The organism is Bradyrhizobium sp. 157 (assembly GCF_023073815.1).
In the GTDB taxonomy this organism is placed as follows: Bacteria; Pseudomonadota; Alphaproteobacteria; order Rhizobiales; family Xanthobacteraceae; genus Bradyrhizobium.
Genome location: NZ_JADPKF010000016.1, coordinates 75,753 through 100,780, shown reverse-complemented (window position 1 = coordinate 100,780; position 25,028 = coordinate 75,753). Strand labels below are relative to the sequence as shown.

The following is a 25,028-nucleotide window of genomic DNA, read 5'->3' as shown; positions in this document are numbered from 1 at the left end:
CGGCATCGATAGAATCGCGGTCCGTTACTTCTGGTTATCCCTAACCGAGCGCGCGCGGGGAACGGCCGGACGCGCCAATCATTACTCCTTCCTGAGGGAGTGGTGCGATGGATCAAATTGCCGGAATGGATCGGGCACTCGACGAAATGCTGGTGCAGCTCGGCGGGATGGTGCTGAAACTGTCCAGCCCGGAAGTGACGCGGACCGCCGACGAGCGGCGCGCACTGGCGTGCTCGGTCAACCAATATTCGCTGTGCGCAGCGCGCTCGGGTGATCCGCGCGTGCACCAGCTCAAGGCCGAGCTTGAGGAAACGATCAAGCCGCATTTGCGGCTGGTGGCCAGCCGTTAACGCCAGCCGTTCGCTTCCGAGACTGCGAGGCCGGCGTGCAAATGGTGACGGCCGGGCGAACCCCGGCCGCGACGTCGCTCCAATGACTCAGCTTGAATGCCTGAGCTCGAATGCCTCAGAGCGTCTTGAGGTATTCGATTAGCGCCTTTCGATCGTCGGCCGACAACTCCGGTCCGATGACGCCCTTGATTTCCTTGTCCTTGCTGAAGTCCTTCCTGAATTCGTGGCCTCTGTTCGAGTTGCCGCGAATGGACGTATCGAATTCGAATCCGTTGGTGATCGGGTCGGTCTTGTAACCGAGCTTCACGGGGTCGTATTCGCGGCTGCCGAGATAGAATTTCGTCGGCCGCTTTTCCGGGTCGCCGAGCAGATCGTCGATGGTCGGCACCGAGCCGTTGTGCAGATAGGGCGGCGTCGCCCACACGCCGTTCAGCGGACGGACCTTGTAGGCCAGTTCGCCCCGGAGCTCGTTCGGCATGTAGCCGTCCATCCGTTTCCGCTCCGCGACGCTCACAGGCGGCTTCTGCTGGTCGAAGATGGTGTTGACGGTCTTTTCAACGAGTTCGCCGAGTGCGAACGCAAAACTGCTGCTCTTGATTCCGAGATGGTCGGGAACCGCGACCGTACGGGCCATCATGTCCGCTGCCTGCGCGGGATCGGTTCCGATGTGCGAGATCGGAACGTTCTCGACCTTGAGGATCGCCTCGCCGGCCTCGTTCCTGGTCCACCAGTCCTTGTTGTTGAAATCGTAGAACGCCTCGCTCGTCACCGGCGGCCGGTGGCACTCCTGGCAATGCGTCTTGTAGAGTTCGGCGCCCTTGTCGGCGAGCTTCTGGTCGACCGGCGGCAGGATGTCGCCCGGCCATTTCGGGGATTTCAGTCCTGAGAATCCGTCCTTCGCGTTCGGCGGATTCTTGCCCTTGATCATCTGCTCCATTTCATCGAGCGATTTCAGGTCGACGCTTGATTTGTACAGGCCCTTTGACGGTTCGGTCAGGTTGAGCTCCGCCGATACGCCAAGCGCCTCGCCGGCGTTGCGCACCATCGGCTGCATGATGGAGCCGTTGTACTGCACCCAGTCGAACCACGGCGTGTTCCATATCCTGGGAAAATGCACCGGCGCGGAGGAGCCGGCATAATTCTCCGGCTTCTTCAGGCCGATCGAAAACACCTGGTTGCCGATCCGGTTCAGCGCATCGAGCCGCCCGTATCCTTCCACAATGCTCTGCGAGGCGACGCGCTCTTCCAGATTTTTGACCTGCTTGTATTGGGCAAGGACCTGGTCGAGCTGGTTCTTCAGCGTCTCGCGGTCATCGACGGTGGAGTCCGGACCAAGGATGCGCTCGGCGAAGCGGCTGAATCGGCCAGGCCAGATCCGCGTCAGCAGAAGCGAGATGCCCATACCCTGCTTCATCGCGAAGAGATTGGTGAGCGCCGGTCCGCCGTCGATGACGACAGCAGTGTCCTTGTAGGTGAAGCTGCCGGTGTGGCAGGCCGCGCAGGTCAGGCCGACGCCGGTCATGTCATGCTTGCTGCGCGGATTCCTCCACGGCGCACCGGTAGGGTCCAGCATCGGACCGCCTTGCGCGAAGCCGATCGGAAGTGCCTTCTTGCCGGGGATGATGGTATCGGCAATGAAGCCGTAGCGATCGAGATAGGCGGGGTCGCTGAACAGGCCGACCTCGGTGAACAGCAGCCACGGAATCGTCGGCTGCTCCAGCGCCATGAACCATTCGTAGGGAAAGCCGAAGGTCCGCGTTCCCTGATCGGCGTGATAGAACCAGCTCAGTTTCTCCTTGGCGATGCCCTGGTCGAGCCAGACGGTTTTCTTCGGCGTGGGATGTTCCACGATCTTGACGTGAAAATCCTGCCAGAGTTTGGCGATGTCATCCTTGAAGGTAGCGTAGCCGATACCGACGATCGCCAGCGCGATCACAATTTTCCCAATCCCCTTGCCACGCATGGCCTGCCCCTCGTCAAAACCGCACTGTTAGCGCGCAATATCCGTCTGTTATCAAAAAACGCCGCAAGGCGAATCACCCTCGGCGTGCGATTGGATATGATGCCACGTTATAGTGGCGCCACAGGACTGTCCATAAATCCAAATGCTTTGTGGCCGCGGGATGCGGTCCTCGGCCGGCCATCTCGCCGGGCGTTTTCCAGTATAAAGTCTCCATCATGCAGAAGAGTGTTGGACAGATCACATGACGGCAGAAGCGGCAGAACGCCTTCGAGTTGAGATCGGCTCCGATCAAACGGTTTCCGGCCTGGTGGTTCAGCCGCCGCAGGCGCGCGCGGGTTATGTGTTTGCGCACGGGGCGGGCGCGGGCATGACACACAAATCGATGGAGACGGTTGCCACAGGCCTTGCCGAGCGCGGCATTGCGACGCTGCGCTATCAGTTTCCCTATATGGAGAAAGGCGGTAAGCGGCCCGATCCGCCCGCGGTCGCACACGCAACGGTGCGGGCGGCCGTGGCGGAAGCCGGACGGCGCTTTCCCTCGCTGCCGCTGATCGCGGGCGGCCGATCGTTCGGCGGGCGGATGAGCTCGCAGGCGCAGGCCGCGTCGCCGCTGCCTGGCATTCGCGGGCTCGCCTTTCTCGGCTTTCCGTTGCACCCGGCCGGGAAGCCCTCCAGCGACCGCGCCAAGCACCTTTCGGATGTCGAAATCCCGATGCTGTTCCTGCAGGGCACGCGCGACGCGCTGGCGGAATTGAGCCTGCTCGAGCCCGTCGTCAAGAGCCTGGGATCGCGCGCGACGCTGCATTTACTTGATGGTGCCGATCATTCCTTTCACGTGTTGAAGAGTTCGGGACGGAACGACGGCGCGGTGATGGACGAGGCGCTGGACGCGTTCGCGGCATGGGTCGACGACGTCGCTGGCTGACGTGGATTGCGCTGCGCGCGCTATCCCGGCTACGATGCATCCATGACAAATATCCTGATCGTCAATCCGAACACGACCACCTCGATGACCGAAACGATCGGTGCCGCCGCGCGGGCCGTCGCAGCACCCGGCACCGAAATATCCGCCGTCACCTCGGCGATGGGGCCGGTCTCGATCGAAGGCTATTACGACGAGGCGTTCGCCGTGCCCGGCCTGATCCAGGCGCTGATGAACGCGCCGGATGCCGACGCTGGCATCATCGCCTGTTTCGACGACACCGGGCTCGACGCCGCCCGGACCGCGGCGCGCTTTCCAGTGGTCGGTATTTGCGAGGCGGCGCTGGTAACGGCCGGCCAAATCGCAAAACGCATCGCGATCGTCACCACGCTGCCGCGCTCGGTCGTGCCGCTCGAAGAACTGGTGCGCCGCTATGGCTTTGCGGAGAGGGTGCAGGTCACCGCTTGCGACGTCGCGGTGCTCGATCTTGAAAAGCCGGGCTCAGGCGCGGAAGCGAAGCTTGAGGCCGAGATTTCCCGCGCGCTCGACAGGGGCGCGGAGGCGATCGTGCTCGGTTGCGCAGGCATGGCCGATCTCGCGCAAAAACTGTCGCGGACATTCGGCGTGCCGGTCATCGACGGTGTGGCGGCAGCGGTGAAGCAGGCCGAAGCGCTGGCCGGCCTGAAGCTGACGACGTCCCGTCGCGGCTCCTACGCCTCGCCGGGCGTGAAGAATTACACGGGACTATTGGAACAGTTCGCGCCGCCTGACCCGTCATTGCGAGCGAAGCGAAGCAATCCATAGAGCGGCGTCGGGATAGATGAATTGCTTCGTCGCTTCCGCTCCTCGCAATGACGTTGGTTACGCTGACGTTGGCGCGCCGTAGATCTTGTCGCGCAGCCGGCGCATACCGGCGAGCCAGCGGTCGCGGTTGGAGGCCTTGCGCTGCATGTATTCGGCGACCTGCGGGTGCGACAGGATAAGAAAGCGTTCTTCCGCCATCGCCTCGATCACCATGCGCGCCACTTCCGGCGGCTGCAACACGCCGTCGACCCTTGCGGCGCTCGGGCCCGGCGTCGTCATGCCGGTTTGCACCGATTGCGGGCAGAGCACGGAGACGCGGATGCCGCGGTCGCCATATTGAATGGCGAGGTGCTCGGCGAGCGCCACCGCGGCGTTCTTGGTCACGCCGTACGGCATCGAGTTCAGCGACGCCAGCAGGCCCGCCGCGGACGCGGTGTTGAGGAGATAGCCGGAGCCGCGCGCGAGCATCCCGGGCACCAGCGCGCGCGCCGCGAACACATGGCTCATGACATGGACGCGCCAGCTCACCTCCCAGTCGGCATCGGAGGCGGTCTCCTGACCCTTGCGCGACAACCCGGCGTTGGAAAAGAACACGTCGACCGGGCCGTACTTGTCTTCGGCCGCGGCGATCAGCGCCTTGATGTCTTCCTCTAGCTCGGCATCGGCCGTGATCGGCAGCCCGTCGATATCGCCGGCGACCTTGGCAAGCTTCTCGCGCGACGTTTTGAGGTCAGCGACGACGACGCCACGCGCGCCGGCTTCCGCATAGGCGCGCGCCACCGCCTCGCCGATGCCGCTCGCGGCTCCCGTGACGACGCAGACCTTGTCTTTGACATGCATGATGCAGCTTCCCTTGCTAGTCCTCAGGTCTTGTAGAGCCCCTTGTCGCGCGCCTGCCGGATCGCCAGCGCGGCCATCATGTCGAGCATCGGCGTCGAAAGTCCGGCGGCGCGGGCGAAGGTGGCGGGCGCCCGCACCAGCACGTCGATCTCCATGGCGCGGCCGAGCTCATAATCCTGCAGGATCGACGGCTTGTGGTCCGGCGCGGGGCCGGATCGCGTCACGCGCTTGACTTGCGGAAAGCAACTTTGCGCCACGCTGTTGGCCTCGTCGAGCAGGCGCGGCACGATGCCGGCGAGATCAGGATCGTCACGAACGGCGCGCGCGGTTTGCGCGGTCAGCAGACACAGCACCGACATCGACATGTTGGTCAGGAGTTTGGACCAGATCGTTTCCCTGATCTGCGTGACCTCGGGCGACTCGAGCGAAGCGTCGTTCAGCGCTGCACGGAGCTTCGCGACCCGCTCGCTTTGACGGTCGTCGCATTCGCCGATCAGGAGCCGGTTGCGCTCGGGCGACAGATTGGCGACCACGCCCGGCGCGACGACTTCATTCGATGAAAACACCACGCCGCCGACGATGCGCTCTCTCGGAAACGCCGCACGCAGGCGTCCGCCGGGATCGAGGAAGGCCAGATCCGGCACCGGCGGATGGCTTGGCGACAGCCCGATATCGTACCACCAGGGAATGCCGTTCTGCGCGAACACCACGGCGGTGTCGCCGCCGAGCAGCGGCTGCAGCCCGGCGGCGAGGCTGGAGAGTCCTGTCGCTTTCAACGTGCAAATCACGACGTCCTGCCGGCCCAGTGCGGCGGGATCGCTGGATGCGCTGACCTTCGCCTTGAACTCGCCATCTCCAACCCGCAGCGTCAGCCCGTTGGCTTTCACGGCATCCAGATGGGCGCCGCGCATGACGCAGGAAACGTCATGTCCTGCCAGTGCGAGCCGCACCGCAAAATGGCTGCCGACCGCGCCCGCACCGAAAACGCAAATTCGCATGGACCGGAATTCCTGCTGAAGCGAACCTTTGAAGGGGCAGTTTCCACAAGCGGGCGACGCTGTGCAACCGGCGATGCGATTTGCATCACTGCCATGGCCAAAAGTGATGGATCAACTTCCGCCGTCTCGGCATAGTGTTCCCACAACGAACAAAGATAAAAAGGGCCGCCGAATGAGTGCCGATCCGGTTTTATGGAATCTCGATGCGCGCGGTGTCGCCACCGTCACGCTCAATCGCCCCGAGGTGAACAACGCCTATGATGGCGGGCTGATCGGCGGCGTGCTCGCGGCGATGGACGACCTCGGCACGAAGCAAAACCTTCGCGTCGTCGTGCTGAAGGGCAATGGCAAGCATTTCCAGGCCGGCGCCGACCTGAAATGGATCAACGGCGTCCGACCAAAATCGGCGGAAGAGAACGAGGCGGTATCGCGCGCGACATTCGAGGCCGTGCAGCGGTTGAACACGCTCCCGATTCCGACGGTGGCGCTGGTGCAGGGCGGCTGTTTCGGCGGCGGCACCGGTGTGATCTCGGCGTGCGACGTGGTGATCGCGGCCGACAATGCGCTGTTCTCGATTACCGAAGTGCGCTGGGGCCTGACGGCGGCGATCATCATTCCGCAACTCTGCGATGCCATCGGCGTTCGCCAGGTCCGCCGTTACGCGCTGACCGGCGAACGATTTGGCGCGGACGAGGCCTGTCGCATCGGCCTGGTGCATGAGGTGGTGCCGCTGGCCGAATTGGAGATGGCAGGCACCAAGGTCGTCGAGCAGTTGCTCGCCAACGGTCCCGAAGCGATGGCGGAGACGAAGGCGCTCGCAATGGAAAGCTCATTCGGCGGCATGAGCATCGACGACGAGGCTTACGCGCGGCTGGTGAAAATGCACTCGGCGCGACGCCAGACGAAAGAGGCGTCGGAGGGGCTGGCGTCGTTTGCGGAGAAGCGGGCGGCGAATTGGGGAGCAGGATAAGTGTCTTCCAAACGCATCGCCATTGCCGGGCTGGGCGAGATCGGCCGAACCGTGGCGCGCAAGCTGGCGCAGGGTTTGCCGGGTCTTTCGCTCGCGGCGATCGCGACGAGGAATCGAGCGAAGGCGCAAGCGTGGCTCGATCGTGAAGGCATTTCCTGTCCGCTGGTTTCGCTCGATGAGCTGCCCGACCATGCCGATCTCGTTGTCGAATGCGCGCCGGCTGACATCCTCGATCAGATCTGCCGGCCGATGCTCACCGCCGGCAAGCAAGTTATGGTGCTGAGCGCCAGCGCGCTGCTGCCAAGACCCGATCTCATCGATCTGGCGCGGGCGCATGGCGGCCAGATTATCGTGCCGACCGGCGCGCTGATCGGCTTCGATGCGGTTTCGGCGGCTGCCGAAGGTACTATCAACTCGGTGCAGATGGTGACGCGGAAGCCGCCCGGAGGCCTCGCCGGCGCGCCCTATCTCGTTGAGAACGGGATTTCCATGGAGGGCCTGACATCGGCGCTATGTGTCTTCAAGGGTTCGGCGCGCGATGCGGCTGCCGCGTTTCCCGCCAATGTGAACGTGGTGGCGGCCTTGTCGCTGGCGGGCATTGGGCCCGATTGCACGACGATCGAAATCTGGGCCGATCCGGCGGTGACGCGGAACTGCCATCAGATCAGGGTCGAATCCGACTCGGCCTCGTTCACGATGTCGATCGAAAACATGCCCTCGGAAAATCCGAAGACCGGCCGCATCACCGCGCTCTCGGTGATCGCAGCGTTGCGCAAGTTGACCTCGCCACTGCAGGTCGGGACGTAACTCCCTTCCGAGCTCTACAGCGCCGGCGAGAGCGCGCGTCGCAAATGCTGCAGCAGCGCCTGCACGGCTGCGGCATTCACCCGCCGCTCCGGAATGGCGGCCTTGACCCATAGTTCGGGAGGCACAAAATCCGGCAGCACTGGCTGCAGCGCGCCGCTGCGCAGCGCGTTGGCCACGAGATAGTGCGAGATCAAGGCAATGCCGTTGCCTGCGATTGCGCTTTTCACCAGCACGTGGCCTTCGTTTGAACTCAAGAGCGGGCGCACCTGGATACTGGTTCGGCCACGCGGTCCGTCGAATGTCCATTCAGATCCGGTGGGGAGAAAGCTCAGGCAATGATGATCGGCCAGTTCGCGCGGGTGCTCGGGGATGCCATGGGCTGCGAGATAGTCGGGCGAGGCGCATAGCAGCCGCTTGAGCGAGCAGAGCGGCTCGTCAACGACGCCGCCGAACGAATGCGGGAATGCGCCGATCGCGATATCAAATCCTTCCGTCACCGGATCGACCGGCCGATCGATCAGCACGATTTCAAGCTTCAGCCGCGGATTTTGCGTCTGGAAGGCGCTGAACGCATCGGCGAGCCGGGCGATGGTCAGCGAAGTCGGAGCCTTGATGCGAAGGTGATCGACGAGGTCGCGGTCCTTCTCGCCCATGCGCGCCAGAAGGTCGCTGGCGTCGGCCACCACGCCACGCGCGCGATGCAGGTAGCGCTGACCCGCCTCCGTCAATCGCAACTGGCGGGTCGAGCGGCGGAACAGCGCGATGCCGATCTGATCCTCGAGTTGCGTGACCCGCTTGGACACGACCGAGGTCGAAACGTTGAGCTTGCGGGCCGCGGCCGAAAAGCCGCCAGCTTCGGCGGAGGCCAAAAAGGCCTGGAGATTGGTGAGCGTATCCATCCACTTTTCACGATTCGAGAAAGCTGATCGCGCAATTTGCCGGATTGTAGTCCGTTGCGCATCAATTCATAGTGCCGGCAACAAGATCAACGGGACGGAAAGCGACCAGTGTCGGCCAAAACGATCGAAGAACCCGCGCGCCGGGTGCCAATCTATGGCGAATATGAAGTTGCCGTCCTCGGTGGCGGGCCCGCCGGCATTGCGGCCGCCGTGGCCGCTGCGCGCGCAGGCCGCCGCACGCTCCTGATCGAACGTTACGGCTTTCTCGGCGGCATGGGTACGGCGGCGGGCGTGACGAATTTCTGCGGACTGCATGCCAATGTTCATGGCGAGATGCACCGGGTGGTGCAGGGGATTGCGTCCGATCTGCTGGCGCGGATCGACCGGCTCGACGGTCTCAACGCGCCGCATCTGATCCTCGGAAAAATCTTGGCGCAGGCCTATGATACGGCAGCCTACAAGATCGCGGCCGACGATCTATTGTCCGCGCACCAGGTCGACATCCTCTTTCACGCACTCGGCGCCGGCGTGGTGATGGATGATGACAAGCGCATCCATGCGCTGATGGTGGAGACCAAGGCCGGCCGCCAAGCGGTGCGCGCCGACATCTTCATTGATTGTTCGGGCGATGGCGATCTCGCGGCCTGGGCGGGCGCACCCTTTGAGGTCGGCGACAATGCCGGAAGCATGCTCTACCCATCAATGATGCTGCGCCTCAACGGCATCGATCCCGAAAAAGCGGGCGAGGCCTGGCGGACGATTCCGGCGCTGATGGAAAAGGCGGAAGCCGCGGGCACGCATCGTTTTCCGCGCAAGTCCGCGATCGTGCGGCCGCAGCGTTCGCCCATCGAATGGCGGGTCAACTTCACCCAGCTCGCGCGCGAGGACGGCAGCGCAGTCAGCGGCATCGACCCCGACCAGATGACACGCGGCGAGATCGAAGGCCGCCGTCAGGCCGTGCAGGCGTTCGAATTCCTGCGCACGGTGCCCGGCTTCGAAAAATCCTACATCGTCGACCTGCCGCCGCAACTCGGCATCCGCGAGACGCGCCGCGTGGTCGGCGGCTACATGCTGTCGGGCGAGGATGTGCTCGGCTGCGCTTCGTTCGACGATTCCATCGGCGTCAATGGCTGGCCGATGGAACAGCATGTCGCCGGCGACGTCGTTTTCAAATTCCCGCCGATCCCGGAGTCGCGCGGCTTCAACGAATTGCCGTATCGCATGCTGGTGCCCGGGGGCGTCGACAATCTCCTGATGGCCGGACGCTGCGCCTCGATGACGCATGAGGGCCAGTCGGCGGCGCGGGTCTCCGGCGCCTGTTTTGCGATGGGGGAGGCGGCAGGGTCGGCTGCCGCGCTGGCGCTCTCAGGCAATACGATTCCGCGCGAGATTGCGGTTGAAAAGTTGCAGCAGATGCTAAAACAACAGGGCGCGTTCATCGGGCGGGACCAACCCGTGCCCGAAGGCCTATAAGAGAGTTACGGAGGAACCGGATGAAGAAGTTTGCGCGGCTCGCGCTGGCGGGCCTGTTGGCGATCGCGTCGGGCGGGATCGCACGGGCCGATGATGCGCTGAAGGCGAAAATCGGCGTGCTGCGGCTGTCGTCCTCGGCGCCGGTGTTCATCGCGCAGGACAAGGGCTATTTCCGCGAGGCCGGGCTCGACATCGAGCTGAAATTCTTCGACGCGGCGCAGCCGATCGCGGTGGCGACCACGTCGGGCGACGTCGATTTCGGCATCACAGCGTTTACTGCCGGGCTCTATAATCTCGCCGGCAAGGGCACGCTGAAGGTGATCGGCGGCATGAGCCGCGAGAAGGCGGGTTACCCACTGATAGGATATTTTGCCAGCAACAACGCCTATGCAGCGGGGCTGAAGACGCCGAAGGATCTCGCCGGCAAGCGCATCGCGGTGACGCAGGTCGGCTCCAGCTTTCACTATTCGCTGGGACTGCTCGCCGACAAATACGGCTTCAAGCTTGCGGACGTGAAAGTGATGCCGCTGCAATCGCTGTCCAATGCCGCCGCGGCGCTGAAGGGCGAAACCGTCGATGCCGCGCTGCTGCCGATCTCGACGGCACGCGCGCTGGTGGATTCCGGTGGTGCCAAGTTTCTCGGCTGGGTTGGCGATGAGACGCCGTGGCAGTTGGGCGCGGTCTTTGCTTCACCGAAGACGCTTGCCAACAAGGCGCTGGTGACGAAGCTGCTGGGCGCACTGGTGCGCGCCGACCGCGAATATCACGATGTGATCCTGGCTTCCGTGAAGGATGGCAAGGCCGAGATCAACGACAAGACAAAGCCGCTGCTCGAGATCATCGCCAAATACACGAACTTGCCGGTCGAGCAGGTAGTCGGCAATTGCGCCTATATCGACCCGGACGGCAAGCTCGACGTGAAGAACGTCGATAACCAGATCGCGTGGCTGCAGGAGCAGGGCTTTGTCGACAAGGGATTTGCCGCGGATGCGATCATCGCGAAGGAATATGTGAAAGCGGATTGAGGCGTTCTTACCTCTCCCGCTTGCGGGGGAGGTCGACGCGCTCGTAAGAGCGCGGCGGGTGGGGGTCTATCCACTAGGCGAATACTCTCTATGCGGAGCCACCCCCACCCCGACCCTCCCCCGCAAGCGGGAGAGGGGGCGCAGCGATGCAAGGCTCGAAAGACGGATCACATGGACCTGATCGCCGACCATATCAGCCATCGCTTCGGCGGCCTCGACGTGCTCGATCGCGTATCCTTCACCGTTGCCTCCGGCGAGGTGGTGGCGATCGTGGGGCCGTCCGGCTGCGGCAAGAGCACGCTGCTGTCGATCCTGGGCGGGCTGTTGCGGCCGAGTGAAGGGAGGGCCGAGCTGTGTGGCGCGCCGCCGGCCGACAGCCTCAATCCGCTGACTTTCGTGTTCCAGGATTTTGCGCTGCTGCCGTGGTGCACGGTGGACGCGAACGTCGAATTCCCGTTGATCCACACCGCGCTTGACGTCGCCGCGCGTCGCGCCGTCGTCGATGACGCGTTGCGCCGCACCGGCCTGTCGGATTTTCGTAGCGCCTATCCAAAGCAATTGTCCGGCGGCATGCGCCAGCGCGTCGGCATTGCGCGGGCGCTCGCGGTGCGGCCCGCGATCCTGTTGATGGACGAGCCGCTGTCGGCGCTGGACTCTCAGACCCGCGAATTGCTGATGGAGGATTTTGTCCGCTTGCTCGCCGACGGCGCGATGGGTGCGGTCTACGTCACGCATAACCTTGAAGAAGCGGTGCGGCTCGCCGACCGCGTGGTCGTGTTGTCGCGACGTCCTGGCCGCGTCCGCCAAGTCGTGAGCATCCCGATCACGCGCGCGGAGCGCGGCGGGATCGACGCCCGCGGCAAGCTGTTCAGCCTGCAGAACCAGTTGTGGTCGCTGATCCGCGAGGAGGCGATCGACGCCGAGCGCGAGGTGCAGCATGCTTGAGCGCGCGCCATCGCAAAATACCCAACAGGATGGGAGCGTTCCGCGCCCGGTTGCCTTCCGCGGTGCAGGTTTTGCGCCGGGGGGTGGCCGTCTGTCCGGCTGGATCGCGCTGGCGCTGGTGCTTGCGCTGTGGCAACTCGCCGGCAGCGCCGGCTGGGTCAATCCGCTGTTCCTGCCGGCACCGTCAGCGATTGCGGTAGCGATCTACAAGCTCGCCATCAGTGGCGCGCTCTGGCAGCATGTCTCGGCCTCGGTCGTTCGCATCGGCTCAGGCTGGCTTATCGGCACGGTGGCCGGCGTGATCGTTGGCTTCGGCATCGGCCTCTCGACACTGGCGCGCGGCGTCGGCATCACGTTTATCTCGGCGCTGTTTCCAATCCCGAAAATCGCGCTGCTGCCGCTTCTGATCCTCTGGCTCGGGATCGGCGAAGAGCCGAAGATCGCGACTATTGCGTTAGGCGTGTTCTTCTCCACGGCGATTTCGGTCTATAGCGGTGTCGACGCCGTGCCGCGCAACCTGATCCGGATGGCGCAGAGTTTTAACGTGCCGTTCCACGCCATCGTGCGCCGCGTGATCTGGCCCGGCGCGCTGCCATCGATTCTTGCGGGTTTCCGCATTACGGCGTCGGTGGCGCTGCTGCTGGTGGTGAGCGCGGAAATGATCGGCGCGCAGTTCGGCATTGGCGCCTTCGTGCTGCAGGCCGGCAACTTGATGCAGACCGATCAGCTCCTCGCCGGCGTCGTGATCCTGTCGCTGTTCGGGCTGGCAGTGGGGAAGGCGATCAATGTGATGGAAGCGCGGTTGTTACATTGGCGGTGATGCGGAGCGAGTTGCCTCACCGTCATTGCGAGGAGCCAACGGGTCGCGCGAATGCGCGCCCGATGACAGGCTCCGCGACGAAGCAATCCATCTCTCCGCTTGCGGCGCGATGGATTGCTTCGCTTCGCTCGCAATGACGGCGGAGAGATCGTCAGTTCGCCTCACGCATTGCCGCGGTCTTCGCGGAACAGGTCGAGCTTCTGCTGCACCGGGCGGTCGGAGAAGGAGAACAGCACTGAATCAACATCCGCCTCGTGCGTGACCCAGTGCCAGCTCGGCACCACGAACAGGTCGCGCGCGCCCCACTCAAAGGTCTGGTCGCCGATCCTGGTGCGGCCCTTGCCTTCTATCGCAGCGAACACGGTGGCATCGGTCGAGCGGTAGCGCGCGGTCTTGAAACCTTTCGGCAATAGCTGAATGAAGGTGCCGATCGTCGGCATCGCGAAATCGCCGGTCGCGGGATTGGAGAATTTCAACTTCAGCCCGTGGCAGGCGTCCCATTCGTTGCGCGCCTTGGCCTGCTCCAGCGCTTCGCGGGTGTAGCTATAGGGATAATTGAAGATCGGCGAGGTCTTGGATTTGCGCTTCTCGTCGACCGGCAGCAGATTGCGGCCATAGCGCGCAAAACTGTCGCCGGCGGGCTTAGAGATCTTCTGCTGGTCCTCGTTCGAGCCCTCGGCAAACGAAGCATCGAAGAACTGCACCATCGGGATATCGAGACCGTCGAGCCAGAACATCGGCTCATTCGTCTCGTTGGAATGGTCGTGCCAGGTCATCGACGGCGTGATGATGAAATCGCCGGGCTCCATCGCCGTGCGCTCGCCGTCGACGGTGGTATGGGCGCCCTTGCCTTCGAGCACGAAGCGCAAGGCCGATTGGCTGTGCCTATGGGCCGGGGCGACATCGCCCGGGACCACCATCTGCACGCCGGCAAACAGCGAGGTCGTGACCTTCGACTGGCCGCGGAGCCCCGGATTCTCCAGCACCAGCACCCGCCGCTCGGCTTCCTTGGCGGTGATCAGCTTGCCGGCTTCGGTCATGTAGTCGCGGATGGAATCGAACTTCCACAGATGCGGCCGGCAGGCGCTGCGCGGCTCCGGCGTGACGAGATCGCCCAGCACGTTCCACAGCGCCGAGAGATTGTCGCCGTCGATCTTCTTGTAGAACGCCTCGCGTTCCGGCGTCTTCTGCACGGCTTCCATGGCAAGCCTCCCGTCATTCTTATCGTTCGATGATTGACAGTATACTTACAATATCGATAGCGTCAATGTGGTAAACCCGGACAGGCCGGAAGAATCAGGGAGGTTCCGATGAAGCTGCATGGCTATTTCCGCAGCAGCGCGGCGTACCGCGTCAGGATCGCGCTCAACCTCAAGGGACTCACGGCAGAGCACCTGCCGCATCACCTTCGCAAGGGCGAACAATGCGCGCCCGACTATCTCGCCCTCAACCCGCAGGGGCTGGTGCCGACGCTGGAGGGCGATGGCAGGACGGTGCTGACCCAGTCGCTGGCGATCATCGAGTGGCTCGACGAGACCCATCCCAACCCGCCACTATTGCCAAAGGATCCGCTGCGCCGCGCAAAAGTGCGCGCCTTTGCGCTTGCCATCGCCTGCGATATCCATCCGGTGCAGAACTTGAAGGTGCTGGCCCGCCTGCGCCAGCTCGGCCTGCCAGAAGAGAAGGTGTCGGAGTGGGCGGCCTGGGCCAATCGCGAAGGCCTCGCCGCCTGCGAGGCCCTGATCAAGGGCGAGAAGGGGCCGTTCTGTTTCGGCGACACGCCAACGGTTGCCGACCTCTGTCTGGTGCCGCAGCTTGCCAATGCGCGCCGCTTCGGCGTCGACGTTTCCGCCTTTTCCCGCCTGCTCGAAGCGGAAGCCGCGGCAAAGCAAATGAAGGCGTTCACTGATGCCGCACCGGACAGGCAGCCCGATGCCGAGTAAGCCGTCGCCCATCACCATGGACGCGGTCTACACCGCGCCGGGTTATCTGTTCCGGCGGATGCAGCAGATCGCGGTCTCGATCTTCGTCGAGGAATGCAGCGCGTTCGACCTGACGCCGGTGCAATATGCGGCGCTGGTGGCGATCCATACCCATCCAGGCATTGACGCCACGCGGCTGTCGGCGGTGATCGCCTTCGACCGCTCGACCCTGGGCAACGTGATCGAGCGGCTGGAGAGCAAGGCGCTGATCGAGCGCAAGCCCTCGCGCGAGGACAAGCGCGTCAAGCTGCTCTATCTCTCGAAATCGGGCGCAGCCGTGCTGCGCGACATCATGCCGTCGGTCGAGCGCGCGCAGGTCAGGATGCTGCAGCCGCTGAAGCCGGCGGATCGCAAGACCCTGCTGGCGCTCCTGACGCAATTGGTCGATCTCAACAACGAGGCCTCGCGGGTGCCGCTGCGCGCTGAGGATGCGCTGGAGCATCTGGGGAAGGCGGAGTGAGGGGCGTGTGGAGATGGAGCAGTCGTCATTGCGCGCGAAGCGAAGCAATCCATAGCACCACAAGCGGAGGGATGGATTGCTTCGCTGCGCTCGAAATGACGGTGTGACTACATCCTCATCAACGCCTGACGGTCGATCTTGCCGGTGCCGGTCTTCGGCAGTTCCGCGATGAAGGTGATCTCACGCGGATATTTGTAGGGCAGCAGCTTTGCCTTGACGAAATCCTGCAGCGTCTTCGTGGCGTTCTCTGCATCGAACTCGCCCTTGTTCATCACCACCACCGCCTTCAGCGTCATGCGCCGATCAGGCAATTCGGCGGCGAACACCGCGCATTCCCTGATGTCGGGGTGTTCGGCAAGACACAGCTCGACCTCGAGCGGGTAGACCCATTGTCCCGATATCTTGACCAGGTCGTCGGCGCGGCCGCGGAAGAAATAGAAGCCGTCGGCATCGCGTATGAAACGGTCGCCGGTATAGATCCAGCCGCCCTCGCGAATCGTCTCCGCCGACTTGTCCGGCCGGTTCCAGTACAGCGGCGTGTTGGAATCGCCGCGGACCCACAAAATGCCCTCTTCGTTATCGCCGACTTCGCGACCGTCCTTGTCCCTGAGCAGGATTTCGTAGCCGGGCACGCGCAGGCCGGCGGCGCCGAGTTTTTTCTTCTCGGGAAGGTTGGAGAGGTAGATGTGCAGGACTTCCGTCGAGCCGAGTCCCTCGATGATCTCGAGCCCCGTCAGCTTTTTCCAGCCGTTGAACACTTCTGCCGACAAGACTTCGGCGGCCGACAGCGCCATCCGCAGCGACGAGAAATCGGTGGCGGCCGCACCCTCGGCCTTGGTCAGCGCGGTGTAAAGCGTCGGCAATCCGTAGAACACGGTGGGCCGGTATTTTTCGATCGCCGCGAAGATCGTGGCCGGCTTCGGTTGTCCCGGCAGCAGCAGCGTCGCCGCGCCGACCGAGAATGGGAAGGTGATGGCGTTGCCGAAGCCGTAGGCGAAGAAGATTTTTGGTACCGAGAAGCAAATGTCATCGGCTGTCAGCTTGAGCACGCTGCGGGCAAACGCCTGCTCGCTATAGGCCATATCGTGCTGCAGATGCACGATGCCCTTGGGGCGGCCGGTCGAGCCCGAGGAGTACATCCAGAACGCCATCTCGTCGCGGTGCGTGTCGGCTTCCGGAAGATCGGAGGCGAAGCCTTGCAGCCACTTCGCCGCGTCGACAGTGTTCGGCACGGCGTGTTCGCCCGCTGCGCCATTGACGACAACAAGGGTTTGCAGCGGCGTATCCTTGCAGGCCTCCGCGTTGAACCGCGAGGTAAACTCGGCCTCCGCGACCGCCACCGCTGCGCCGGCGTCCGAGAGATAGAACTGCAAGAGGTCCGGCGGCGTCAGCGTGTTGATCAACAGCGGCACGAAGCCGGAACGCACTGCGCCGAAAAATGCCGCTGGATAGGCTGGCGTGTCATCGAGGAACATCAGGATGCGGTCGCCGCGCTTTAAGCCTAGCGACTGAAATCCGTGACCCCATTGCGCGGCCTCGGCGCAGAGCTCGGCATAAGTGCGCGTGCCGCCGGGACCGGTCATCGCCAGCCGGTCGCCGCGGCCGGTCGCGAGATTGTCGAACAGGATGCGGCTCGCGTTATAGCGTTCCGGGATCGTAAAGCCGATCTCGCGCGCGCCGGGATTGTCGCGGGGGACCAAATCGGAAATTTTTGACGTCATGCTCGGCTCCCGATCTTCTTTTCAGCCTCGTAGCGCGCCATGAATTCCGGTGACATCGCGCGCAGCCGCGCGTCGGCGATGCGCCCGGAGCGGGTGATGTAGCTGTAGGCAAAATCCATCAGGTCGAGCTTCATATGTCGGGGGAAGTGTTCGTACCAATCGGCGCTGGTGCGCGCCGCCGTCACCAGCTTCTGCACGATCGGCTTGCGTTCGGCTTGGTAGCGGGCGAGGCCCGCAGGAATATCGTTTTCCGCCTCCAGCGCCTTGGTCAGCGCGATCGCGTCTTCGATGGCGAGCCGGGTGCCCGAGCCGATCGAAAAATGCGCGGTGTGCAGGGCGTCGCCGATCAGCACCATGTTGCCGTGCGACCAGTTCTCGTTCCAGATCCAGGGAAAATTGCGCCACACCGATTTGTTCGACACCAGCGGGTGGCCGTCGAGGGTGTCAGCAAAAATCTCTTCGCAGATCGCCTGCGATTCTTCGATGGTCTTGTGCTCAAAGCCATAGGCCTGCCAGGTCGCCGCGTCGCATTCGACCAGGAACGTGCTCATGTCGGGCGAATAGCGGTAGTGATGCGCGTTGAACGACCCGCGGTCGGTTTTGACAAACGTCTGCGACAGCGTGGCAAAACGCTTGCTGGTGCCGTACCAGGCGAACTTGTTGGTCGAGTGCGAAACCGAGGCGCCGAATTCCTTTTCAAAACCGCGGCGCACCAGCGAGTTCAGTCCGTCGGCGGCGACGATCAGGTCGTATCCGCCGAGTTCGTCTAGCGACTGGATCGCGGTCTCGTATCGCGCCGTCACGCCTGCCCCGCGCACGCGCTGCTGCAGGATGGTGAGCAGTTCGAGCCGACCGATCGAGGAGAAGCCGATGCCGTCGATCTCGACGCTCTCACCACGCAAATTGAGCGTGATGTTCTTCCAGCTCTCCATCCGCGGCGTGATAACGTCGACCGTCTCGGGGTCGTCGGCGCGCAAAAATTCCAGCGCCTGTTCGGAGAACACTACGCCAAACCCCCAGGTCGCGCCTTCGGGGTTCTGTTCGAACAGATCGATATGCGCGTCCGGGTGACGGCGCTTCCAGAGATAGGCGAAATAGAGGCCACCGGGGCCCCCGCCGATAACGGCGATACGCACGTCTTCCTCCCAATCGACAGTATACTTACTAATTTGCGGTGGAGACTAATCCGCGCCGGAAGTTTGCGCTAGAGGAAAATATCGCCGGAACCGGTCTTCGGCCCGGTCCTGATGGCATCAGGACCGGGTTGCAGGCTCTACCTGAGGGTTAGCGCACGAACCGGTACCTGTCGCGCCATCAGGTGTTTCAGGTTTGAAACCGGCTTTCGACCGAAGAGGCGATAGGCTCTGCTGCAATGGAAGATCGCCGCGGCATTTAGCGCGCCGCGAACTGCGACAGCACGTCCTTGCAGGCTGGCGAAAGCTGGGCGGCGTTGGTCGCGAGACACTGCACGATGCGGCCACCGCCAGCGGGCACGCCGCCGCAAATCGAGCGGACGTCGGCACCGCAGGTCGACCGCAGCACGAACAGCTCTTCGCGAGGCCGCATCGGTCGCAGCACGATCGCTGTCGGCGCTGCTGCAGCGACCGGTGCTGCGCCGGCCGTAGCCGCGGGAGCTGCCGCGGCCGCGGCGGGAGCCGTGCCTGCCGCGGGAGCCGACGCAGCACCGCCAGTGACGGCGGCGACGGCCTTCTCGCAGCCAGGGGAGAGCTTTGCCTTGTTCTTTTCCAGGCATTGCACTGCCGGCGCGCCACCGGTCGGCACGCCCGCGCAGACTTTCGGATAGTCGGAGCGGCACGCGCTGCGGATCGCGGAAACTTGCGCGCTGGTCGGTTGGCTTGCTGGAGCGGTAGCCGCGGCTGTTGGCTCGGCAGATCTGGGAGCCGCGGCTGCGGACGACTTTGCGGGCGCTGCCGCGGGCGCCGTCTCAGTTTTTGGCGCCGCCGGCGCTTCCACCGCGCGCACCGCGGCCTGGCAGCTCGACGAGAGGCTCGACATGTTCTTCTGCAGGCATTGCAGCGCTGCCTCGCCACCTGGCGGCACGCTGGAGCAATGCGCGATGTAATCGGAGCGGCACTGGGATTTGATCGCGTCGCGTTGCGCCTGGATCGGCGCCTGCGCAAGGGCGGGTGCTGCAGTTGCGACGATTGCGGCCGCCAGCAGCGGCCCAAGCTTTCTCGCACGCGTCAACGTGTTGATCATTTGAATAAAACCTTTGTCGTCGCCGGGAGCCGCCGCTTCAACCGAAGTGAAATCTTGAATACGTCTGCAGAAAAAATCAGGTCACATCCTTTTCGCTTTCCGGTTCCGCTGCAAGCGGATTGTTGCTATTTTCATGGGATGGCGGAATGCCGTTTTCTGAATAAAGCCTTTCTAGAACAAAACCTATTGGGGCTCCAAAAATGAAGGCTTCGCGTTCGCCTGCACGCTTGAGATCACACGGCACGGTCGCACAAAGAGGCGCCGCTGCCTGCCGTGCAGCTTTCGCAATCGCGGCGATGGCTATCTTAAGTGCCTGCGAACAAAATACTTTTGTCCCGCCGCCGCCGCCGAAGGTCGAAGTCGCGGCGCCAGTGCAGCGGCCCTTCACGCGCTATCTGGAAGCGACAGGAAATACGGCCGCGATCAAGAATGTCGATCTGGTTGCGCGCGTGCAGGGCTTTCTGCAATCGATCAACTACACGGACGGCGCTTACGTCAAAGAAGGCACATCCCTGTTCACGATCGAGCCCGAAACTTACAAGCTGAAGCTCGAACAGGCGCAGGCGGCTGAAACCGGCGCGCAGGCATCGCTGCGGCAGGCCGAGGCGGACTTCAAGCGTCAGCAGGAATTGGTCCAGCGACAAGCCGTTTCGCAGGCCACGCTGGATACTTCCACCTCTAACCGCGACAACGCGCAGGCGAACCTGCTGCAGGCCCAGGTCAATACCAAGATCGCGGCGGTCAACTACGGGTACACCAATGTGGTCGCGCCGTTCGACGGCGTCGTCAGCGCGCATCTCGTCTCCGTCGGCGAACTCGTCGGCGCCTCGTCGCCGACGCAACTCGCCACCATCGTGGCGCTCGACCCGATCTATGTGAATTTCAACGTCAACGAACAGGACGTGCTGCGGATCCGCGCGGAAGCGCGCCGTCGCGGCATGACGCCTGATGATATCAGGCAGTTGCCGATCGAGGTGGGCCTACAAACCGAAACCGGCTTTCCGCACAAGGGCAAGCTCGACTATGCCGCCACGACGCTGAACCAGTCGACCGGTACGCTTCCGGTGCGCGGCGTGCTGCCCAACGCGGACCGCGCGCTGCTGCCGGGATTCTTCGTCCGAATTCGCGTGCCTTTGGACCAGGTGCAGAACGCGCTGCTCGTGCCTGACGTCGCGCTCGGCAGCGATCAGGCCGGTCGCTATGTGCTGGTCGTGAACGGCGAAAATGTCGTCGAGCAGCGCAAGGTGCGCGTCGGACCGCTGGAAGGGGAGCTGCGCTTCATCGACGAAGGCCTCAAGCCCGACGACCGCGTGATTACCGCCGGGCTGTTGCGTGCGATCCCCGGCCAGAAGGTTGATCCGCAATTGAAGAAAGTCGAAGCGCAGCCGGCGTCGGCCAAGTAGGAGCCGGCCATGATTTCAAAATTCTTCATCGAGCGACCCGTTCTTTCCAACGTGATCGCGATCCTGATGGTCCTGATCGGCGGCGTCTGCCTGTTCCGGCTCGCGGTTGCGCAATACCCGGATGTCGTGCCGCCCACGGTGCAGGTCACCACCCGATATCCCGGCGCCAGCGCCAAAACCGTGATCGATACGGTGGCGCTGCCAATCGAGCAGCAGGTTAACGGTGTCGAGGACATGCTCTACATGCAGTCCTACAGCGGCGCCGATGGCTCCTATTCGCTCACGGTAACCTTCAAGATCGGCACCGACCTCAACTTCGCGCAGGTGCTGGTGCAGAACCGGGTCTCGAGCGCGCTGTCGCAACTGCCGCAATCGGTGCAGAGCCAGGGCGTCACCGTGCAGAAGAGGTCGACGGCGATCCTCCTGTTTGTGACGCTGACATCGCCGAAAGCGACCTATGACAGCCTGTTCCTGAGCAATTACGCCACCATCAATATCCGTGATGAGCTGTCGCGCCTGCCCGGCGTCGGCAACGTCACCGTGTTCGGCGCCGGCCAGTATTCGATGCGGGTCTGGCTCGATCCGAACAAGCTGTATGCGCGCGGGCTGATGCCTCAGGATGTCATTTCGGCGATCCAGCAGCAGAGCCAGCAGGTCACCGCGGGCCAGGTCGGGGCGCCGCCGGCGCCTGCAGGACAGGCCTTCCAGTACACGCTGAACGTCAGCGGGCGGCTCGACGACACCAGCGAGTTCGAGAATGTGATCGTCAAGACCGGCACCAGCGGCGACGTCACCCGTGTGCGTGACGTCGGCTGGGTCGAACTCGGCGCCCAGATCTACAGCCAGGCGTTCTCGCTCAACAACAAGCCGGCCACCGGCATCGGCGTATTCCAGTCGCCCGGCGCCAACGCGCTCGAGGTCCAGCGTGCCGTTGAGAAGAAGATGCAGGAGCTGGCGAAGGCGTTTCCGCAGGACGTGACCTACGACACGCCGTTCGACACCACCAAATTCGTCTCGGAATCGATCAATGAGGTCTACAAGACGCTGATCGAGGCCGGTCTTCTCGTCCTCGTCGTGATCCTGATCTTCCTGCAGGACTGGCGCGCGATGCTGGTGCCCGCGACCACGGTGCCGGTGACGATCATCGGCGCCTTTGCTGCGATGGCGGCGCTCGGCTTCACCGTCAATATCTCGACCCTGTTTGCGATCGTGCTCGCGATCGGCATCGTGGTGGATGACGCCATCGTCGTGGTCGAAGGCGCCGCGCACAATATCGAAAAGGGGATGTCCGGCCATGACGCCGCGATCAGCGCGATGAATGCGCTGTTTGCGCCGATCATCGGCATCACGCTGGTGCTGATCTCGGTGTTCCTGCCCTCGGCGTTTCTGCCGGGATTGACCGGGCAGATGTATGCGCAGTTCGCGCTGGTCATTGCCGCAACCGCTCTGCTCAGCGCCATTAACGCGGCGACGCTGAAGCCGACGCAATGCGCGTTGTGGCTGCGCCGGCCAGTGCCGCCGGAGCAGCGCAACTTTTTCTACCGCGGCTTCAACGCGGTCTATAACCGTGTTGAGGCTGCCTATAGCCGGCTAATCGGCCGCCTGGTCGCACACAGCTATGTTTCTGTCATCTGCGCGCTAATCCTAATTGCCATCGGTGGCTACGGCCTGTCGCGGGTGCCGACCGGCTTCATTCCGATCGAGGACCAGGGCTATCTCTTGGTCGCCGTGCAATTGCCTGACGGTGCGGCGCTTGAGCGTACCCAGCGTGTGCTTACCCAGGTCAGCGAGATAACCGGCAAAGCCCCGGGCGTCGATCAGGTGATCACCATTGCCGGCATCTCCGCCCTCGACAATTCTTCCAGTCTCGCCAATGCGGGCGTGGCCTATCTGATCCTGAAAGAGTGGAGTGCGCGCGGCGAGGGCGAGGATCTGCGGTCGCTGTTCGTCGGCTTGAACGAGAAGCTGTCCGTGATCGAGGAGGCGCAGATCCTGGTGGTCCCGCCGCCGCCGATCCAGGGCATCGGCAACGCCGCCGGCTTTGCGATGCAGGTGCAGTTGCGTGACGGCAGTTCCGATTTCAGCAAGCTGCAGGCCATCACTGGCGCGATCATTGCCAATGCGTCGTCACAGAGCGCGCTGCAGCGGGTGAGTTCGCCGTTCCGCTCGATGGTGCCGCAGTTCGATATCGAGGTGGATCGCATCAAGACCCAGACGCTGCATGTCACGACCGACCAGATCTTCTCGACGCTGTCGTCCTACATGGGCTCGACCTTCGTCAACCAGTTCAACAAGTTCGGCCGCACCTTCCAGGTCTATGCGCAGGCGGACGCGCAGTTCCGCCTGACGCCGCGTGACATCGCAAACATGATGGTGCGCAACAGCAATGGTGACATGATCCCGCTCGGTACGGTGGCGAAGATCACGCCCGCGGTCGGCCCCTCGCTGATCAGCCTGTACAATCTCTATCCTTCCGCAACCATCATCGGCCTGCCGGCCACCGGCTACAGCTCCGGCCAGTCGATGAATCTGATGGAGGAGATCGCCGCGAAGACCCTGCCGCCCGGCACCGGTTTCGAGTGGACGGCGATGTCGTACCAGGAGAAGGTCGTCGGCGGCCAGATCTACTGGGCCTTCGGCCTTGCCCTGCTGCTCGTGTATCTCGTGTTGGCCGGACAATATGAAAGCTGGTACGCGCCGATCTCGGTGATTCTCGCAGTGCCGTTGTCCTTACTTGGCCCAATGATCGTGCTGACCGGGCTGAGGATCGAGAACAATCTCTATACTCAGATCGGCATCATCCTGTTGATTGCGCTGTCGGCCAAGAATGCGATCCTGATCGTCGAGGTGGCGCTGGAACTGCACGTGCGCGATCGCAAGCCGTTGCTGGAATCCGCCGTCGAGGCGGCGCGAGCCCGGTTCCGGCCGATCCTGATGACGTCATTCGCTTTCATCTTCGGCATGATCCCGCTGGTGCTTGCGACCGGCGCCGGCGCCAACGCCCGGAAGTCGATTGGCATCACGGCATTCTCCGGCATGCTGGCCTCGACCTGTCTGGCCGTGCTGTTCGTGCCGACGTTCTTTGTCGTGATTCAGCGGTTCGAGAACTGGCTGAAGGAGCGGAAGCGGAAGAAGGCGGGAGTGCCACCGACGGCGCAAGCACCTGCTGCGCATTAGCTAAGCAATTATCCGTCGTTCCGGCCAAGCGAAGCGCGAGCCGGGACCATAACCACCACTGTTAGTTTTGCGAAGAGTTGGAGCCTCAGCTTTCCATAACCACCAAGGCTGGTGGTTATGGGTCCCCGCTTTTCGCGGGGACGACGAGTGGATGGGTCTCGGACCTACACCTTCACCATGCGCTTGCCGCGGTTCTCGCCCGCAAGCAAACCTATCAGCGCCTTCGGCGTGTTCTCGATTCCGTCGATCACGTCCTCCTGCACCTTCAACTTGCCCGAGGCGACCCAGGACTGGAGATCCTTCAACGCCGCAGCGCTCTGGTCCATGAAATCCATCACAATAAAGCCCTGCATGACGAGGCGCTTCACCACGATCAGGCCGGGCACGCCGCGCGGGCCGTGGGCGGACGGCACGCCGTCATATTGCGAAATCGCGCCGCAGCAGGCGATGCGGCCGCGGTTGTTCATCAGCGAAAGGCAGGCTTCGAGAATGTCGCCGCCGACATTATCGAAATAGACATCGATGCCCTTCGGCGCGGCTGATCGCAGCGCCTTGAAGGTGGCGCCGTCCTTGTAGTCGACCGCGGCGTCGAAGCCGAGTTCGGACGTGAGCCACTGGCACTTGTCCTTGCCGCCGGCGATGCCGATGACATTGCAGCCCTTGATCTTGGCGATCTGGCCGACGATCGATCCGACCGAGCCGGCGGCAGCGGACACGACGACGGTTTCACCTTCCTTCGGCTTGCCGACATGCAGAAGGCCAAAATAGGCGGTGAGACCGGCGATGCCGTAGACGCTGAGCAGATGCGTCATCGGCTCCATCTTCGGCATCTTGTTCAGATGCTTTGCGGGCACGGCGGCATAATCCTGCCAGCCGGTGTCGCCGAACACGAGATCGCCCGGCGCGAGGCTTGGAGCCTTCGAGGCGACGACCTCCGCGATGCTGCCGCCGGCCATCACCGTGTTGGCCTCGACGGCGGCGCGATAGGTGGCGCCGTGCATCCACGCCCGGTTGGCGGCATCCAGCGAGATATAGCGCGTCCGCACCAGCGCCTCGCCATCTTTCGGTTCGGGCACTGCGCCGTTGACCATCTTGAAATGCTCGGGTCCAAGCTTGCCGGTCGGTTTTTCGACCAGCAGGATCTGACGATTGACGGTGTTGCTCATAGCGTTTTCTCCCCTCGGTGTCGTATTCTGGTGCTTTTCGATGCAGTGCCGCGGACAAGGCGTTCGACTGCGGGATTGTGCGC

General features: G+C 63.3%; 23 protein-coding genes. 13 read left to right on the top strand and 10 right to left on the bottom strand.

What is annotated here, in order from left to right:
• Window positions 1–107: 107 nt before the first annotated feature.
• Window positions 108–350: a hypothetical protein gene (locus IVA95_RS03750; RefSeq protein ID WP_213251258.1), complete on the top strand. Its 243-nt coding sequence runs from the start codon at window positions 108–110 to the stop codon at window positions 348–350.
• A 115-nt stretch (window positions 351–465) separates the two neighbouring features.
• Here IVA95_RS03750 and IVA95_RS03745 read toward each other — a convergent pair whose 3' ends face one another.
• Window positions 466–2,313 carry a di-heme-cytochrome C peroxidase gene (locus IVA95_RS03745; protein WP_247509276.1) on the bottom strand — a complete coding sequence of 616 codons (1,848 nt, stop codon included), beginning with the start codon at window positions 2,311–2,313 and terminating at the stop codon, window positions 466–468.
• Window positions 2,314–2,554: 241 nt separating this feature from the next.
• Between IVA95_RS03745 and IVA95_RS03740 the strand changes: the two genes are divergently transcribed.
• A complete protein-coding gene (locus IVA95_RS03740) occupies window positions 2,555–3,238 on the top strand; it encodes an alpha/beta family hydrolase (RefSeq protein WP_247509275.1) in 684 nt (227 codons plus the stop codon).
• Between the two features lie 42 nt (window positions 3,239–3,280).
• Entirely contained in the window at window positions 3,281–4,039 is a 759-nt protein-coding gene (locus IVA95_RS03735) for an aspartate/glutamate racemase family protein (RefSeq protein WP_247509274.1), read from the top strand.
• A gap of 57 nt (window positions 4,040–4,096) precedes the next feature.
• Here IVA95_RS03735 and IVA95_RS03730 read toward each other — a convergent pair whose 3' ends face one another.
• Window positions 4,097–4,879, bottom strand: a complete 783-nt coding sequence (locus IVA95_RS03730; RefSeq protein ID WP_247509273.1) for an SDR family oxidoreductase — start codon at window positions 4,877–4,879, stop codon at window positions 4,097–4,099.
• A gap of 23 nt (window positions 4,880–4,902) precedes the next feature.
• A complete protein-coding gene (locus tag IVA95_RS03725) occupies window positions 4,903–5,877 on the bottom strand; it encodes a ketopantoate reductase family protein (RefSeq protein WP_247509272.1) in 975 nt (324 codons plus the stop codon).
• Window positions 5,878–6,049: 172 nt separating this feature from the next.
• Between IVA95_RS03725 and IVA95_RS03720 the strand changes: the two genes are divergently transcribed.
• Both IVA95_RS03720 and IVA95_RS03715 read left to right on the top strand, forming a co-directional pair.
• The gene (locus tag IVA95_RS03720) at window positions 6,050–6,847 is read left to right on the top strand and encodes an enoyl-CoA hydratase-related protein (RefSeq protein WP_247509271.1); all 798 of its coding nucleotides are present in this window, start codon (window positions 6,050–6,052) and stop codon (window positions 6,845–6,847) included.
• Complete coding sequence (locus tag IVA95_RS03715; RefSeq protein ID WP_247509270.1) at window positions 6,848–7,654, top strand: aspartate dehydrogenase; 807 nt, start codon at window positions 6,848–6,850, stop codon at window positions 7,652–7,654.
• Window positions 7,655–7,668: 14 nt separating this feature from the next.
• On the opposite strand, the gene IVA95_RS03710 is transcribed toward IVA95_RS03715, so the two are convergent.
• Window positions 7,669–8,553 carry a LysR family transcriptional regulator gene (locus tag IVA95_RS03710; protein WP_247509269.1) on the bottom strand — a complete coding sequence of 295 codons (885 nt, stop codon included), beginning with the start codon at window positions 8,551–8,553 and terminating at the stop codon, window positions 7,669–7,671.
• Window positions 8,554–8,661: 108 nt separating this feature from the next.
• Here IVA95_RS03710 and IVA95_RS03705 point away from each other — a divergent pair, with 108 nt between their 5' ends.
• The 4 genes from IVA95_RS03705 (at window position 8,662) to IVA95_RS03690 (ending at window position 12,816) form a co-directional block, all read left to right on the top strand.
• On the top strand, window positions 8,662–10,026 hold the full coding sequence (locus tag IVA95_RS03705) for an FAD-dependent oxidoreductase (RefSeq protein ID WP_247509268.1): 1,365 nt from the start codon (window positions 8,662–8,664) through the stop codon (window positions 10,024–10,026).
• A gap of 20 nt (window positions 10,027–10,046) precedes the next feature.
• Window positions 10,047–11,051, top strand: a complete 1,005-nt coding sequence (locus IVA95_RS03700) for an ABC transporter substrate-binding protein (RefSeq protein WP_247509267.1) — start codon at window positions 10,047–10,049, stop codon at window positions 11,049–11,051.
• A gap of 171 nt (window positions 11,052–11,222) precedes the next feature.
• Complete coding sequence (locus IVA95_RS03695; protein ID WP_247509266.1) at window positions 11,223–11,996, top strand: ABC transporter ATP-binding protein; 774 nt, start codon at window positions 11,223–11,225, stop codon at window positions 11,994–11,996.
• Window positions 11,989–12,816, top strand: a complete 828-nt coding sequence (locus tag IVA95_RS03690; RefSeq protein ID WP_247509265.1) for an ABC transporter permease — start codon at window positions 11,989–11,991, stop codon at window positions 12,814–12,816. Before IVA95_RS03695 ends, IVA95_RS03690 begins: the two co-directional genes overlap by 8 nt.
• Window positions 12,817–12,977: 161 nt before the next feature.
• Here the strand turns inward: IVA95_RS03690 and gtdA are convergent, their stop codons facing one another.
• Window positions 12,978–14,018: a gentisate 1,2-dioxygenase gene (gene gtdA / locus IVA95_RS03685; RefSeq protein WP_247509264.1), complete on the bottom strand. Its 1,041-nt coding sequence runs from the start codon at window positions 14,016–14,018 to the stop codon at window positions 12,978–12,980.
• 108 nt (window positions 14,019–14,126) lie between these two features.
• Between gtdA and maiA the strand changes: the two genes are divergently transcribed.
• The gene (gene maiA / locus IVA95_RS03680; protein WP_247509263.1) at window positions 14,127–14,759 is read left to right on the top strand and encodes a maleylacetoacetate isomerase; all 633 of its coding nucleotides are present in this window, start codon (window positions 14,127–14,129) and stop codon (window positions 14,757–14,759) included.
• Window positions 14,749–15,258 carry a MarR family transcriptional regulator gene (locus IVA95_RS03675; protein WP_247509262.1) on the top strand — a complete coding sequence of 170 codons (510 nt, stop codon included), beginning with the start codon at window positions 14,749–14,751 and terminating at the stop codon, window positions 15,256–15,258. The genes maiA and IVA95_RS03675 overlap by 11 nt, the downstream gene beginning before the upstream one ends.
• Window positions 15,259–15,365: 107 nt before the next feature.
• Here IVA95_RS03675 and IVA95_RS03670 read toward each other — a convergent pair whose 3' ends face one another.
• From IVA95_RS03670 to IVA95_RS03655, 4 genes are all read right to left on the bottom strand, one after another.
• Window positions 15,366–16,979, bottom strand: a complete 1,614-nt coding sequence (locus tag IVA95_RS03670) for a benzoate-CoA ligase family protein (RefSeq protein ID WP_247509261.1) — start codon at window positions 16,977–16,979, stop codon at window positions 15,366–15,368.
• Window positions 16,976–18,115 carry an FAD-dependent monooxygenase gene (locus tag IVA95_RS03665; RefSeq protein ID WP_247509260.1) on the bottom strand — a complete coding sequence of 380 codons (1,140 nt, stop codon included), beginning with the start codon at window positions 18,113–18,115 and terminating at the stop codon, window positions 16,976–16,978. Before IVA95_RS03665 ends, IVA95_RS03670 begins: the two co-directional genes overlap by 4 nt.
• 256 nt (window positions 18,116–18,371) lie before the next feature.
• The gene (locus tag IVA95_RS03660; protein WP_247509259.1) at window positions 18,372–19,199 is read right to left on the bottom strand and encodes a cysteine rich repeat-containing protein; all 828 of its coding nucleotides are present in this window, start codon (window positions 19,197–19,199) and stop codon (window positions 18,372–18,374) included.
• 76 nt (window positions 19,200–19,275) lie between these two features.
• Window positions 19,276–19,587 (bottom strand): hypothetical protein, encoded by a 312-nt coding sequence (locus IVA95_RS03655; protein ID WP_247509302.1) that lies wholly within the window; start codon window positions 19,585–19,587, stop codon window positions 19,276–19,278.
• Between IVA95_RS03655 and IVA95_RS03650 the strand changes: the two genes are divergently transcribed.
• Complete coding sequence (locus IVA95_RS03650) at window positions 19,496–20,602, top strand: efflux RND transporter periplasmic adaptor subunit (protein ID WP_247509258.1); 1,107 nt, start codon at window positions 19,496–19,498, stop codon at window positions 20,600–20,602. The genes IVA95_RS03655 and IVA95_RS03650 overlap by 92 nt on opposite strands.
• A 9-nt stretch (window positions 20,603–20,611) precedes the next feature.
• Window positions 20,612–23,779: an efflux RND transporter permease subunit gene (locus tag IVA95_RS03645; RefSeq protein ID WP_247509257.1), complete on the top strand. Its 3,168-nt coding sequence runs from the start codon at window positions 20,612–20,614 to the stop codon at window positions 23,777–23,779.
• Between the two features lie 164 nt (window positions 23,780–23,943).
• Here IVA95_RS03645 and IVA95_RS03640 read toward each other — a convergent pair whose 3' ends face one another.
• Entirely contained in the window at window positions 23,944–24,945 is a 1,002-nt protein-coding gene (locus IVA95_RS03640) for an NADP-dependent oxidoreductase (protein ID WP_247509256.1), read from the bottom strand.
• Window positions 24,946–25,028 lie beyond the last annotated feature (83 nt).

Excerpts from the sequence above, each read along its gene's own strand:
- IVA95_RS03750 (WP_213251258.1), top strand. The coding sequence starts at position 108 with ATGGATCAAATTGCCGGAATGGATCGGGCACTCGACGAAATGCTGGTG.
- IVA95_RS03740 (WP_247509275.1), top strand. The coding sequence starts at position 2,555 with ATGACGGCAGAAGCGGCAGAACGCCTTCGAGTTGAGATCGGCTCCGAT.
- IVA95_RS03725 (WP_247509272.1), bottom strand. The coding sequence starts at position 5,877 with ATGCGAATTTGCGTTTTCGGTGCGGGCGCGGTCGGCAGCCATTTTGCG.
- IVA95_RS03690 (WP_247509265.1), top strand. The coding sequence starts at position 11,989 with ATGCTTGAGCGCGCGCCATCGCAAAATACCCAACAGGATGGGAGCGTT.
- IVA95_RS03640 (WP_247509256.1), bottom strand. The coding sequence starts at position 24,945 with ATGAGCAACACCGTCAATCGTCAGATCCTGCTGGTCGAAAAACCGACC.
- IVA95_RS03745 (WP_247509276.1), bottom strand. The coding sequence starts at position 2,313 with ATGCGTGGCAAGGGGATTGGGAAAATTGTGATCGCGCTGGCGATCGTC.
- IVA95_RS03650 (WP_247509258.1), top strand. The coding sequence starts at position 19,496 with ATGGCTATCTTAAGTGCCTGCGAACAAAATACTTTTGTCCCGCCGCCG.
- IVA95_RS03660 (WP_247509259.1), bottom strand. The coding sequence starts at position 19,199 with ATGATCAACACGTTGACGCGTGCGAGAAAGCTTGGGCCGCTGCTGGCG.
- gtdA (WP_247509264.1), bottom strand. The coding sequence starts at position 14,018 with ATGGAAGCCGTGCAGAAGACGCCGGAACGCGAGGCGTTCTACAAGAAG.
- IVA95_RS03730 (WP_247509273.1), bottom strand. The coding sequence starts at position 4,879 with ATGCATGTCAAAGACAAGGTCTGCGTCGTCACGGGAGCCGCGAGCGGC.
- IVA95_RS03695 (WP_247509266.1), top strand. The coding sequence starts at position 11,223 with ATGGACCTGATCGCCGACCATATCAGCCATCGCTTCGGCGGCCTCGAC.
- IVA95_RS03735 (WP_247509274.1), top strand. The coding sequence starts at position 3,281 with ATGACAAATATCCTGATCGTCAATCCGAACACGACCACCTCGATGACC.
- IVA95_RS03700 (WP_247509267.1), top strand. The coding sequence starts at position 10,047 with ATGAAGAAGTTTGCGCGGCTCGCGCTGGCGGGCCTGTTGGCGATCGCG.
- maiA (WP_247509263.1), top strand. The coding sequence starts at position 14,127 with ATGAAGCTGCATGGCTATTTCCGCAGCAGCGCGGCGTACCGCGTCAGG.
- IVA95_RS03645 (WP_247509257.1), top strand. The coding sequence starts at position 20,612 with ATGATTTCAAAATTCTTCATCGAGCGACCCGTTCTTTCCAACGTGATC.
- IVA95_RS03710 (WP_247509269.1), bottom strand. The coding sequence starts at position 8,553 with ATGGATACGCTCACCAATCTCCAGGCCTTTTTGGCCTCCGCCGAAGCT.
- IVA95_RS03675 (WP_247509262.1), top strand. The coding sequence starts at position 14,749 with ATGCCGAGTAAGCCGTCGCCCATCACCATGGACGCGGTCTACACCGCG.
- IVA95_RS03720 (WP_247509271.1), top strand. The coding sequence starts at position 6,050 with ATGAGTGCCGATCCGGTTTTATGGAATCTCGATGCGCGCGGTGTCGCC.
- IVA95_RS03670 (WP_247509261.1), bottom strand. The coding sequence starts at position 16,979 with ATGACGTCAAAAATTTCCGATTTGGTCCCCCGCGACAATCCCGGCGCG.